Source organism: Loktanella atrilutea, from assembly GCF_900128995.1.
Taxonomy (GTDB): Bacteria; Pseudomonadota; Alphaproteobacteria; order Rhodobacterales; family Rhodobacteraceae; genus Loktanella; species Loktanella atrilutea.
Map to the genome: position 1 here is coordinate 117829 of NZ_FQUE01000001.1, position 12827 is coordinate 130655.

Below are 12827 nucleotides of genomic sequence, written 5' to 3' on the forward strand. Positions count from 1 at the left end.
CGCCCCCCGGTGCCCGCAATGGATAAAAAGGGCCCCCGACCCGTGCCGTCAGCAGGTCAGGGGGCCAGCGTCACGGGCGGGACCAAAAGGCCCCGCCCCCGACAGGGAGGATCACTTGATCTGGTCTTCGGTGTAGTAACCGCTGTCGATCAGCACGGACTGGATATTGTCCTTGGTCACGGCCACCGGCTCCAGCAGGTAGGCGGGCACGACCTTGACGCCGTTGTCATAGGTCTCGGTGTCGTTGATCTCGGGCTCCGAGTCGTTCAACAACGCCTCGACCATGCCGACGGTGACGCGGGCCAGCTCGCGCGTGTCCTTGAAGATCGTCGAATACTGTTCGTCCGCCATGATCGACTTGACCGAGGGTACTTCGGCGTCCTGACCGGACACGATCGGCATCTTCATGTCGCCAGAGCCGTAGCCCACGCCCTTGAGCGAGGACAGGATGCCGATGGACAGCCCGTCGTAGGGCGACAGGACCGCGTGGACCGGCTTGTCGGTGTAGTTGGCGGACAGCAGGTTATCCATGCGCGCCTGTGCGACTGATCCGTCCCAGCGCAGGGTGCCGACCTGGTCCATGCCCATCTGGCCCGAGGGGATCACGATGTCGCCGCTGTCGATCAGGGGCTGCAGGACCGACATCGCGCCGTCGTAGAAGAAATAGGCGTTGTTGTCGTCCGGGCTGCCGCCGAACAGCTCCACGTTCCACGGCTTCTGGTCCGGGAAGCGTTCCTTCAGGCCGTCGACCAGCGTCGTCGCCTGCTGCACGCCGACCTTGAAGTTGTCGAAGGTGGCGTAATAGCTCACGTCGCCGGAGTCGCGGATCAGGCGGTCGTAGGCCACCACGTCGATGTCGGCGGCGGCGGCATTGGCCAGCGCGTTCGACAGCGTCGTGCCGTCGATGGCGGCGATGACCAGAACGTCGACGCCCTTGGTGATCATGTTCTCGATCTGGGCGAGCTGGTTCGGAATGTCGTCCTCTGCGTACTGCAGGTCGACCTTGAACCCGGCCTCTTCGAACTGCTTGACCATGTTGTCACCGTCGGCGATCCAGCGCGCCGAGGATTTGGTCGGCATCGCGATGCCCACATAGCCCGCGTCCTGCGCCCAAGCGCCACCGGTCATGGCCACGAGTGCTGTCGTCGCCAGCATGGATTTAAAAATATTCATGTCGTCCTCCCTTGTGCAGATCGGCTTCAGTTTCCCCCCGAGGACGCCCGCACGATTGTGTAAGCAGGGCCGATCCGGTGCAAACACGGTCTCCGCCTCTGTGCGGCGACCCTGCGCGTGACGGCTATGTAAATCAAATTCATTTTACACATCTGGATATGTCTTTCGTGATATGGCAGTCAGCGGTCAGGAGGCGCCATGCCACAACCACAGGACAAGACAGCCGCCGCGCTGATCCGGGCCGGTCTGCGTCTGCCGCAGCTGCGCCTGCTGCTGGCCATCGCGGATATCGGGCAGATCTCCGGCGCCGCGGCGCAGGTCGGCATGACGCAGCCTGCCGCGTCCCGTCTGTTGGCGGAACTGGAGCGGACTGCCGGTGCGCCGCTCTTTGACAGGCATCCGCGCGGCGTGGTGTTGACACAGGCCGGTGCGTTGCTGGCACGGCGCGCGCGCAGCGCCCTGCGTGACATTGCGACGGCCTTTGCCGAGGTGGACATGCTGGCCAGCGGCGCGGGCGGCGTGGTGCGGATCGGCACCGTCACCGGGCCGGGGCTGGAACTGGTGCTGCCGTTGATCCGCGATATGCGCGTGACCTATCCGGAAATCGAATTCGACGTGACTGTCGACACCTCGGACATGCTGGCAGAGGCGCTGTTTGCCCATCGCATCGACTTCTACATCGGGCGGGTGCTGGCAAATGTGAACCCGCGCGACGTAATCGTCCGCCATATCGGGCCGGAGCCGATCGCCCTGCTGGTGCGCAAGGACCACCCCTTGCTGCGCAAGACCAACCTGACGCTTCAGGATACGCTGGCGCATGACTGGGTCATGCAGGCGCCCGGCGGTCTGCTGCGCCGCGCGGTCGAGGCCTATCTTCTGCGCCATGACCTGCCGCCGCCGTCGCGGACCCTTTCGACATCCTCTCTGCTGCTGACGCTGGGCATCATTTCCGACACCAATGTCGTCGCACCGGTCGCGCGTTCGGTGGCGGACGTCCTCGTCTCGCCCGGGCGGATCAACGGCGATCTGCGGATTTTGGATGTCGCCGGCGACATGGCGGTCGATCCCTACGGTCTGGTGTCGCTGCGCGATGCGGCCCCGACGCCCGCCGTCGCCCGCATCATGACCCTGCTGGAGGATCGCATCCGCAACCGGGCCGCGCGGCCGGGCTGACGCGGCGGGGCAGGGGCCGACCGGTTCCGCCAAGCCACAGGTGCCAATGCGCAATGAGGCCTGTGCGCAATCGCGCGTTGCTCCGGGCGGCGTGCTGTGGCATTTCAGGGGCAATCATTGCGAACGGAAGTAAAGACTTTGGCAAACTTCGATGCCCGCCGCACGATGATGGTCGACACTCAGGTGCGACCCTCTGACGTGACCAAATTCCCGATCATCGACGCGATGCTGTCCGTGCCGCGCGAGGACTTCGTGCCGACCTCCCTGCGCGAGGCCGCCTACGTGGGCGAGAACCTGATGCTGCCGGGTGGGCGCACGATGCTGGAACCCCGCACGCTGGCCAAGATGCTGGACGCGCTGGACGTGCAGCCTGCGGATGTCATGCTGGATGTGGGCTGCGGCCTTGGCTATTCCACCGCCGTCGCGGCACGGATCGTGTCGTTCGTCGTCGGGCTGGAGGATGACGCCGATCGCGCCGCCGAAGCGCAGTCGAACCTGTCAGATGCCGGGATCGACAATGCCGCCGTGATGACGGGCCCGCTGGCCGAGGGCGTGGCCAAGTCCGGTCCCTACGACGCCATCATCGTCCACGGCGCGGTCGAGGTCGTGCCGGACGCGCTGACTGACCAACTGCGCCCCGGTGGCCGGATCGCCGCTCTGTTTTCAGAAGGAGCATTGGGCACCGTGCGGATCGGGCTGAAGTCCGACGGCGGCGTGACATGGCGCTATGCCTTCAATGCCGGCGCGCCGACGCTCGCGGGGTTCACCCGCGACCGGACGTTCGCGCTGTGATGGCCCGCCGGTTACTGCGGCAGGGGGTGGCGATCGTCTGCCTCGCCCTGTCCGCGACGGCACTCTCGGCCGAGACCCTGGCCCAGACGCTGACCGACGCCTACACCAACTCCGGCCTGTTGGCGCAGAACCGTGCGGTCTTGCGTGCGGCGGACGAGGATGTGGCACTTGCTACGTCCCGCCTCTTGCCGGTGATCAGCTGGGCCGCCACCGCCGCCAGTCAGGCGCCGCGCCTGCCGTCGGCCGACACGATCACCGCGCAGATCAGCCTGAACGCGGACCTGACCCTGTTTGACGGCGGTGCCAACCGGATGGGCCGCGAGGCGCAGAAGGAACTCGTCCTGGCGACGCGCGAATCCCTGCGGGACGTCGAACAGCAGGTTCTGCTGCGCGCCGTGCAAGCCTATAATTCGGTCCGCAGCACTGCCGAGTTCATCAACCTGCGTCAGAACAACCTGCGCGTCCTGCAACAGGAACTGCGCGCCGCGCAGGACCGGTTCGACGTGGGCGAGGTGACGCGCACCGACGTGGCACTGGCACAGGCCAGCGTGGCTTCGGCGCAAAGCCTTCTGGCCTCTGCGCGCGGCGACGCGGAACAGGCTGCGGCGGAATTTGCCGTGGCGGTCGGGCGTAAGCCCGGAACGCTGGCCGCTGTCGCGCCCGCACCCGTGTCCCGCAGCGAAGGCGAAGCCGAGTCGCTGGCCGTTCGCAACCATCCGCAGGTTCTGCAGGCCCAGCATTCCGTGATGGTCCGCGAAATCGGGATCAAGGTGGCGGAAGCGGCCTATGTGCCCAACGCGACCCTGTCCGGTCGGGTCGGCGTCGATGCCAACTCCGGCGTCGTCGGGCGGTCCGTGACGCTTTCGCTGGGCGGGCCAATCTACAACGGCGGCGCCTTGCCCGCTGCCGTCCGTCAGGCACAGGCCCAGCGCGATCAGGCGCGCGCCGGCCTTCACCTCGCCTCTCTCGGGGTGATCCAGCAGGTCTCGAATTCCTACGCCGTCCTGCAGGCCGCGCGTGCGTCGTTGCAATCGACAGATGAACAGGTGCGCGCCGCGCGTGTGGCCTTCGAGGGGATTCGCGAAGAGGCGACCCTTGGCGCGCGCACGACACTGGACGTGCTGAACGCCGAACAGAACCTGCTGAACGCCCGCGCCAACGTCATCACGGCGCAAGAGGCGGAAGTGAATGCCTCTTATGCCGTCCTGTCGGCCGTCGGCCTGCTGACGGCAGAGCATCTGAAGCTGCCGGTGCAGCAATACGACCCCGCAGCCTACTACAACCTCGTGAAGGATGCGCCGGCGGCGCTGTCCGAACAGGGGCAGGCGCTGGACCGTGTCCTGCGGGCCATCGGACAATAACGCGGCCAGCAGTCCTGGTTGTTTGGCCACGGATTTGGGCGTAGTCTGGTGTCGTGGGCAAAATGCAGGGGCACGTCATGTCTGATCCGATGACCAACGTCGAAATCGAGGATGTCCTGTCGTCCATCCGGCGTCTTGTGGCGGATGGTAGTCAACCTGCCGCACCGCGGCCGACACCGCCGCGCACGCCGAAACTTGTGCTGACTCCCGCCCTGCGCGTCGATACCCCGGTCGAGGGCCAGACCGCGGAAGAGCCGCAGGCCCCGGCAGAGGCGGCACCCATCGTCCTTGGGCAGCGCGACCGTATCGCACGGTCCGTCCGCGTCAGGGCCGCAACGGAGGCGCCGGCTGCCCCGACCCCCATTGACGAACCGGCGGCCAAGGTGCCGGACCGATTAAGCCTGCTGGCAACTATTGCAGAGCTTGAGGCCGCAGTACGCGAGCAGGCCGACGAATGGGAACCCGACGGCACGGGCACGCAAACCGATCCGGGCTGGGCGCGCGCCGTCTTTCGCGGGCCCACCGGCGTGGGCGACGACGATTCGCTCGACGATGACTTCGATCCGGCCTTCCTCGATGAGGATGATCGACCAGACCATATGCCGGACGATGCCGCCGATCCGCAGGAAGACGACCTTGCACCCGCACCGGCAGACGCGGGTGCCTGGCCACCGACCCTGGTCGAGGCGGCGCGGCGTTACGGCGACGCACCCGAGGCGGATGCGGTGCCCGAGTTCCGCCATCACCGGTCTGAAAACGTCGTGCGCCCCAATGCGACGCACAAGGCAGATGCGGCAACCCAACCCGACGAGGGGTTTCAGGACGACCTGATCGGAGGTCCCGATCTGGGCACCGATCCGGAGGATCCCCTGAACCGGTATCTGAACGGTGCGGGCCTGATCGACGAAGATACGTTGCGAGAGATGGTGCGCCAGATCGTGCGCGACGAACTGCAGGGCAAGCTGGGTGAGCGGATTACGCATAACGTCCGCAAGCTTGTCCGACGCGAGATTCACCGGGTTCTGACGACCCAGGATTTCGACTAGCGCCTAACCTCTGCCGCCAGATCGATGATGCGGTCCACGTCCAGATGCGCCGTGACGTGGTCGGCCAGGGCATCCAGCGTCGTCTGGACCGTTCCGCCGTAATCGCCGGCTTCGACCGTCTTGCCGAAGCGTCCCAGATAGGACGTGCGAAAGGCATCAGCGGCAAAGAGCCCGTGCAGATAGCAACCCATCACCCGACCGTCGGCGCTTTGTGCGCCCTCCGTGTGCCCGTCAAGGGCCAGCCACGCGCGGGCTTGATCTGGCCCGGTCGTCTGCCCCATGTGAATTTCGTAGCCGGATACCGGGTCCCCGGTCGGCAGGTAGGTCGCCTGCGCCAGCGCCAGCCGCTTGCGCGGCCCCATGACTGTGACGATATCCAGATGCCCTAGTCCCGGGACGCTTGCGGGTGGTCCCTCGATCCCCTCCGGATCGTCGATCCGACGGCCCAGCATCTGATAGCCGCCGCACAGCCCCAGCACGTGCCCCCCACGACGGATGTGCGCCGCCAGATCGACGTCCCAGCCCTGTGCACGAAAATGCGCAAGGTCCGCGATTGTCGATTTCGACCCGGGCAGCAGGATCAGATCCGCGTCGAGGGGCAGGGGGCGTCCCTCGGGCACGATGTCCACGCTGACATCGGGTGTCGTCGACAGCGGGTCGAGGTCGTCGAAATTTGCGATCCGGTTCAGCCGCGGCACCACGACGCGGAGCGGCCCGCCGGGTCGGCTGGCAATGTCCATCACGTCCTCCGCCGGCAGGCGCCAGGCGTCCGCGAACCACGGCAGGATGCCAAGCGGCTGCCAGCCAGTGCGGTCGGCAATGACCTCCATCCCCGCCGCGAAGAGCGTAGGATCGCCACGGAACTTGTTGATTGCGAAGCCTTTCACCAGTGCAAGGTCGGACGGGTCCAGCACCGCATGCGTGCCGACCATCTGCGCGATGACGCCGCCGCGGTCGATGTCGCCGATCAGGATTACAGGCACCCGCGCCGCCTGCGCGAACCCCATGTTGGCGATGTCCCCTTGTCGCAGGTTGACCTCTGCCGGGCTGCCGGCGCCTTCGACGATAATCAGATCGCAGGTTTCGGCCAGCCGATGAAAGCTGTCCAGAACCTCTGGCAGCAACCGCGCTTTCATCAGGCCGTAGTCGCGGGCCTGCACCGTGGCGATGCGCTGCCCGCGCAGAATGACCTGCGCGCCGATGTCTGTCTCGGGCTTCAGAAGGACCGGGTTCATGTCGACGACCGGGTCGCGCCCGCAGGCGAGGGCTTGCAGCGCCTGGGCGCGGCCGATCTCTCCGCCGTCCACGGTCACGGCGGCATTGTTCGACATATTCTGCGGTTTGAAGGGGGCGACGCGCAGGCCGGCACGCGTCGCCGCGCGTACCAGCCCCGCGACCAGCATCGACTTGCCGACATTCGATCCGGCGCCCTGTATCATGATGGCCTTGGTCATCGGCGGTTCCCCCTGCTGCTGCCCGTCAGTGGCACAGCGCACAAAAAAACGCGACCCTGGCAGGGGCCGCGTTTTCAAGTCGGATCGAAGCGGAAATCAGGCGGCGCGTGCATCCTGTTCGGCAGCATTGCGGCGCTCGCTCTCTTCGCGCGACAGCGCGACAGAGGTGCGCACACCCTTGCCCACGAACTCCATCAGGCCGGACACGACCCGTTCATTCGGGTCGATACCGGCACATGACAGCACCTCGCGGCCATCGCGCGACCGCGCCCAGCGGGCGATCTGCTCGGGGCCGTTTCCATACTTCTTGTCATCCGCGATGGCATCATCCAAGGCAGCCAGAACGACCGCAGCAAAAAGCTTGCGGGCGCGATTGCCCTGTTCGTTGTTGAACGCTGTGCCGTCGACGAAATCTCTCATCATGGGTCCTTCTCGTTTTTTTTCGCTCTTGTGGTTTCGGCGAGTGGCCCCTTATGCCTGACCAAAGGCGATTCGGGGACCCTCTTTTGGAATGCCTGCCATGTGCGCAGTGCATGGCAGAGGAGCGGGTAACAGCCTATTTAGTCGCCTTGCCAGACGAACCTACGCCAGATATAGACCGCGTCACATCTGCATCAAGCGCACGCTACATTTTTGACACGAAGTGACCCATGCCCAAAATCAACGGTAACGAAATTCGCCCCGGCAACGTTCTGGAACATGACGGTGGCCTGTGGGCTGCGGTCAAGGTCGATCATGTAAAGCCCGGCAAGGGTGGCGCCTTTGCGCAGGTGGAGCTGAAGAACCTGCGCGACGGTCGCAAGCTGAACGAACGCTTCCGGTCTGCCGACAAGGTCGAAAAGGTCCAGCTGGAGCAGAAGGACCAGCAGTTCCTGTTCGAAACCGACGACATGCTGACCTTCATGGACAGCCAGACCTACGAGCAGATCGCCTTGCCCGCCGACATTTTGGGGGATCGCCGTCCGTTCCTGCAGGACGGCATGATCGTCCATATCGAATACTACGGCGACGAGGCCCTGAACGTCACGCTGCCGCTGCGCGTCACCTGCAAGATCGTCGAGACGGAGCCGGTGGTCAAAGGTCAGACCGCTGCAAACAGCTTCAAGCCCGCGATCCTGGACAACGGCGTCCGCGTCATGATCCCGCCCTTCGTCGGCACGGACGAGGATATCGTCGTCAACACCGAACTGTTCGAATACGTCGAACGTGCCTGACGCACCCCGTTCAGCCGGGCGGTTCGACCGGGGAATGAAATGATGCCATCGCGTCCTCCCTCATTAGGTGAGGGGAACGTGATGGCCAAAACCTAACATATCGTTACGACAATGCGGGGATATCGCCGGGGTGAGGGACAAGCCGCGCGCCCGTCGTGCGCAGGTCACTTGCCCGATCGAATCTCAGATAGGCAATGCCCTGATCTCCGGCTACCGAATGCAGGGCTCCGGCCACGCGGTCGCCGGAGGCGATCTCGTCCCCCGGCTGAGCGCTGCCCTCAATGGTGACGCGGGCAAGGCCCTTGCGCAACACCGTCTTGTGCTTCATCCGCGCCACGATCTCCTGCCCCACGAAGCAGCCCTTGCGGAAGTCGACGCCGTGCAGTCTCTCGAACCCGGCTTCGAGGATGTAGGTCTCCGGCGTCAGGTCGATGCCCGTGACCGGCACCAGATGGGCCACCTGCAGCGCCTGCCAGTCCGTGTCGTCGGATACGTCCTGCGCCCCGTAAAGGCGCCAGCCGAGCGCCGGGTCCCGTGGGTCCGGCAGGGCGCCATCCGGCGCGGGGCCGGTGCCGCGCGACACGACGAGGTCCGTCGGCGCGATCTGCACATCGGCCCGCAGGCGATACATGGTCAGCCGTTGCAGCAGCAGGCTGGCGTGGCTTTCGGCCACGTCGATCAGATACCGGTCACCGTCGTCCACGATGAAAAAATCCGCGAGGTATTTGCCCTGTGGCGTCAGCAAGGCGGCATAGACGATTCCCTCTGCCGCGCGCGTCACGTCGTTCGTCACCAGACCCTGCAGGAAATCGGTCCGCTGCGGTCCGCTGACCGCCAGTACCGTGCGATCATTCATCGGCTGCACCTTCTTTCGATTTGAATTGCATGGCGTAAAGATCGGCATAGATGCCGCCGCGTTCAAGAAGCGCCGCATGGGTGCCCTGATCGACGACCTGTCCGTGGTCCATCACAACGATGCTGTCGGCGTTGCGCACCGTAGACAGGCGGTGAGCGATGACAAGCGTCGTGCGCCCGACCGAAAGCCGCTCCAGTGCCTCCTGCACCAGCGCCTCGGACCGGGTGTCGAGCGCGCTCGTCGCCTCGTCCAGCAGCAGGATCGGCGTGTCGCGCAGCAGGGCGCGGGCGATGGCGACGCGCTGGCGCTGGCCGCCGGACAGGTTCGACCCGCGCGGCCCGGCAGGACTGTCGAGGCCTTGGCCAAGCTGCGGCAGGAAGTCGGTGACATGGGCGGCGTCGAGGACGGCCAACAGACGATCCTCGGGTATATCCGTGCGCCCAAGAAGGATGTTGTCGCGCAAGGTTTCGTCGAACAGCGCGGCATCCTGCGTGACCACTGAAAAGAGAGCGCGCAGATCGGCCAGATCCATCTCTGCGATCGGGATGCCACCGATCGTCACTTGGCCGCCCCCCGTCTCCACCAGCCGGGTAAGGACATTGAAAACGGTGCTTTTGCCAGCACCTGACGCGCCGACGAGCGCCGTCGTGCGGCCTGCTGGCGCGGTGAAGGTGGCGCCGCGCAGCACCGGCAGGTCGCCATAGGTCAGCGACACGTCCTCCAGCCGCACCTCCGGCGCGTCCATCGGCGCGGCGCGGGGGGTGGCGGGGGATAGCAGGGTGGGGCGTTCGGCCAGCACGCCGCGCAGCCGGTCGATGCTGGCGGTTGCGACCTGCCACTGGCCGCTGGTCTGGCCCAGCCGGCGCAGGGGATCGAAGACAAGCGCCATCGCCGCAAAGAAGGACATGAACTCGCCCACGGTCTTGGTGCCGGCGATGATCTCTCCGCCGCCGTAAATCATCACGGCCAGAAAGCCGAAGCCGGTCATCACGTCGATCATCGCGGGCACGGTGGCCTGCCCGGCGGCGGCCTTGACCTCTGCGCTGACGCGGGCATTGGTCAGATCGTCGTAGCGGGTCGACTGATAGCGCTCCAGCGCGTTCAGCTTGATCGGGTTGATGCCGTGAAAGACCTCGTCCAGCCGGGTCGACATCCGCCCCGCAAGGTCACGGGCGGTGACGGACCGGCGGCGGACGTAGCGTTGTGCGATTAGCGCGGGCAGGATCAGGAACGGTGTGCCGACCAGAGCGATCAGAGTCCAGCGCCAGTCGACCGACAGGGCCACGCCGAACAGAACGACGACGGTCACGGCGTCGCGGCCCAGCCCGACGAGGATCGCGGCCCAGCTCTGGTTCACTAGGGTCACATCGCCCTGCACCCGCTCGATCAGCTGACCCGGCGGGTTGATCTGATGATAGGCGCTGTCCAGTTGCATCAGGTGGCGCAGCAGATCGCTGCGCATCGCTGCAGCCGCGCGCTGGCTCGCCATCATCATCAGCACCCGCTGTCCGGTCGAGGTGCCGGCGCGGACCAGAAAGATGCCCATGATCGCAAGCCCGACCAGCCACATCGCGCCGCCGTCGCCGCCGACGAAGACGCGGTCGAACATCGGCTTGATCATCCACGACAGCAGACCCAGCATCCCGCCTTCCAGCGCCATCATGATAACGGCCACGACGATGATCCAGCGATAGGGATGCAGGTAGCTGCGCCACAGCCAGCGGAAGGCGTCGGTACTGGAAGTCTGCGTCATACCGGCAGGCTGCGACGGCTGGCAAAGCGGGCGCGGACGGCGTCGGGATCGTATTCGGTGCGGACCCAGTCGCGCAGGCTAATGGGGCCCTGCGCCAAGCGGTCGGCGTAGACATCCAGCAGCGCATCTTGAACGCCGGTCTTGGTGAACCGCAGGTGCAGGAACCGCACCGACAGCTGGCGGCGCGCGACCTCCAGAGGCACACCTTGATCCAGCAGGTAGAGTGCGGCGGCAAGGCCGGCCCGGTCGGCGCCCGATTTACAGTGCATCACGAAGGGGCGCCGGATCGTGTCGAAGGCCTGCAACAGTTCCAGCAGCTTGTCGCGGTTGGGCGCGTTGCGGGCCGCGAACTTCACGCTGACGAGGTCGAGGCCAGCCGCAAGGCAGGCCGCTTCCTCCATCAGGTAGGATGGGCTGCCGTTGACGCCGCGCAGGTTCAAGACGGCGCGGATGCCGCGCGCCTTGTAGTCGTTCAGCCGGCCGGCGTGCGGATGGTTGGACCGGAACACCCCCGGCGCGATCTCTGCGAAGTTGGTCCAGCCGTAGCGCAGGACACCGTGATCGATGAAATGGTAATGCCACCAGGCCCGCCTGCGTCCAGCCGCGTCGGACAGGCCGTGGACCCGACGGGGTCGCGGACTGCCGGTCAGGGCGGTGACGAATTTGCGCAGCATCCGGTGAACCTTCGGCGAATGGCGGGACTTGCCTTTCCTTTCACCTAATCGCTCGGCCCCTGCGGGGCAAGCGACGCGGGTCCGACGGTTGCGGTTGACGCGACCGGCGGCGCGGCTAGTGTCGCCCCGTTCAACCAAGCGAAAGCACGCCAGATGTCCCTTGCCCAAGGCCGCAGCTACCTTGCCATTCCCGGCCCATCCATCATGCCGGACGCGGTCCTGCGGGCGATGCACCGCGCATCCCCCAACATCTACGAGGGCGAGCTTCACGCGCTGACCGACAGCCTGATCCCCGACCTGAAGGCCGTGGCGCGCACCGCGGGCGATGTCGCGATCTACATCGGCAATGGCCACGCCGCGTGGGAGGCATCGGTCGCGAACCTCTGCAAGCGGGGCGACACTGTCCTCGTGCTGGCGACGGGCCGGTTCGGCCATGGCTGGGCCGACATGGCCCGCGGTCTGGGCGTGGCGGTCGAGGTGCTGGACTTCGGTCAGACCGATGCCGTCGACCTTGACAAGGTGGCCGAGGTGCTGCGCGCCGACACCGCCGGTCGCATCAAGGCGGTGATGGTCTGCCACACTGACACCTCGACCGGCGTGCGCAATGACGTGAAAGGATTGCGCGCCACCCTCGACGCCACCGGCCACGATGGGCTGCTGATGGTGGACTGCATGGCGTCACTGGGCTGCGACACGTTCGAGATGGACGATTGGGGCGTCGATGTCATGGTCGCCGGCTGCCAGAAGGGGCTGATGACCCCGGCGGGCCTCGCCTTCGTCTTCTTCAACGCGCGGGCGGCAGGGCGGCAGAACGCCGAAGTCTCGAGCTGGTGGAACTGGACGCCCCGGGCGCATCCGCAGATGTTCTTCCAGTATTCCAACGGCACCGCGCCTACCCATCACCTTTACGGTCTGCGTGCGGCGCTCGACATGATCATGGCCGAGGGGCTGGAGCATGTCTGGGCCCGCCACGCGACGCTGTCGCGCGCGCTCTGGGCGGCCTGCGAGGCCTGGGGCGCCGAAGGGCCGCTCCGTCTGAATATCAAGGACGCAGCACTGCGGTCCCATTCCGTCACCTCGGTCGGCATGGGGCCGGGGCAGGGCGATGCCCTGCGCCACTGGTGCGAGCATCAGGCGGGGTTGACGCTGGGGATCGGGCTGGGGCGCGAACCCGCCGACGCCTGGTTCCGCATCGGTCACATGGGGCACGTGAACGCGCAGATGATCCTGGGCTGCCTCGCCACGATCGAGGCGGGCCTGATCGCCTGCGACATCCCCCATGCGCCGGGCGGCATCCGCGCCGCGGCCGAGGTCATCGCCGCAGGCTGACC

12 protein-coding genes are annotated in these 12827 nt (G+C 66.2%); 6 read left to right on the plus strand and 6 right to left on the minus strand.

The genetic code is table 11. The annotated features are described in order from the left end of the window. Positions 1-111 precede the first annotated feature (111 nt). The gene (gene chvE, locus BUA54_RS00580) at positions 112-1155 is read right to left on the minus strand and encodes a multiple monosaccharide ABC transporter substrate-binding protein (RefSeq protein ID WP_425434947.1); all 1044 of its coding nucleotides are present in this window, start codon (positions 1153-1155) and stop codon (positions 112-114) included. 216 nt (positions 1156-1371) lie between these two features. Between chvE and BUA54_RS00585 the strand changes: the two genes are divergently transcribed. The 4 genes from BUA54_RS00585 to BUA54_RS00600 all read left to right on the plus strand — a co-directional run bounded on the left by BUA54_RS00585 (position 1372) and on the right by BUA54_RS00600 (position 5545). Then, positions 1372-2346 carry a LysR family transcriptional regulator gene (locus BUA54_RS00585; protein WP_084113976.1) on the plus strand — a complete coding sequence of 325 codons (975 nt, stop codon included), beginning with the start codon at positions 1372-1374 and terminating at the stop codon, positions 2344-2346. Positions 2347-2511: 165 nt separating this feature from the next. Next, positions 2512-3138, plus strand: coding sequence for a protein-L-isoaspartate O-methyltransferase family protein (locus BUA54_RS00590; protein WP_072856073.1), 627 nt, complete (start codon positions 2512-2514; stop codon positions 3136-3138). Then, positions 3138-4499, plus strand: a complete 1362-nt coding sequence (locus tag BUA54_RS00595) for a TolC family outer membrane protein (protein WP_072855275.1) — start codon at positions 3138-3140, stop codon at positions 4497-4499. Before BUA54_RS00590 ends, BUA54_RS00595 begins: the two co-directional genes overlap by 1 nt. 77 nt (positions 4500-4576) lie before the next feature. After that, a complete protein-coding gene (locus BUA54_RS00600) occupies positions 4577-5545 on the plus strand; it encodes a hypothetical protein (protein ID WP_072855276.1) in 969 nt (322 codons plus the stop codon). On the opposite strand, the gene BUA54_RS00605 is transcribed toward BUA54_RS00600, so the two are convergent. Together BUA54_RS00605 and BUA54_RS00610 are read right to left on the minus strand one after the other, a co-directional pair. After that, complete coding sequence (locus BUA54_RS00605) at positions 5542-6999, minus strand: cobyric acid synthase (protein ID WP_072855277.1); 1458 nt, start codon at positions 6997-6999, stop codon at positions 5542-5544. The genes BUA54_RS00600 and BUA54_RS00605 overlap by 4 nt on opposite strands. A 96-nt stretch (positions 7000-7095) precedes the next feature. Then, positions 7096-7419 (minus strand): DUF6280 family protein, encoded by a 324-nt coding sequence (locus BUA54_RS00610; RefSeq protein WP_072855278.1) that lies wholly within the window; start codon positions 7417-7419, stop codon positions 7096-7098. Positions 7420-7649: 230 nt separating this feature from the next. Here BUA54_RS00610 and efp point away from each other — a divergent pair, with 230 nt between their 5' ends. Next, positions 7650-8213: an elongation factor P gene (gene efp, locus BUA54_RS00615; RefSeq protein ID WP_072855279.1), complete on the plus strand. Its 564-nt coding sequence runs from the start codon at positions 7650-7652 to the stop codon at positions 8211-8213. Between the two features lie 103 nt (positions 8214-8316). Here the strand turns inward: efp and ygfZ are convergent, their stop codons facing one another. Genes ygfZ through BUA54_RS00630 form a run of 3 tightly spaced genes read right to left on the minus strand, consistent with a single transcriptional unit; the run spans position 8317 to position 11496 of the window. Continuing rightward, positions 8317-9069 (minus strand): CAF17-like 4Fe-4S cluster assembly/insertion protein YgfZ, encoded by a 753-nt coding sequence (gene ygfZ, locus BUA54_RS00620; protein WP_072855280.1) that lies wholly within the window; start codon positions 9067-9069, stop codon positions 8317-8319. Next, positions 9062-10822, minus strand: a complete 1761-nt coding sequence (locus BUA54_RS00625) for an ABC transporter ATP-binding protein (protein ID WP_072855281.1) — start codon at positions 10820-10822, stop codon at positions 9062-9064. The genes ygfZ and BUA54_RS00625 overlap by 8 nt, the downstream gene beginning before the upstream one ends. Further along, on the minus strand, positions 10819-11496 hold the full coding sequence (locus tag BUA54_RS00630) for a phosphatase domain-containing putative toxin (protein ID WP_072855282.1): 678 nt from the start codon (positions 11494-11496) through the stop codon (positions 10819-10821). Before BUA54_RS00630 ends, BUA54_RS00625 begins: the two co-directional genes overlap by 4 nt. A gap of 153 nt (positions 11497-11649) precedes the next feature. Between BUA54_RS00630 and BUA54_RS00635 the strand changes: the two genes are divergently transcribed. After that, positions 11650-12825: a pyridoxal-phosphate-dependent aminotransferase family protein gene (locus BUA54_RS00635; RefSeq protein WP_072855283.1), complete on the plus strand. Its 1176-nt coding sequence runs from the start codon at positions 11650-11652 to the stop codon at positions 12823-12825. Positions 12826-12827: the final 2 nt, after the last annotated feature.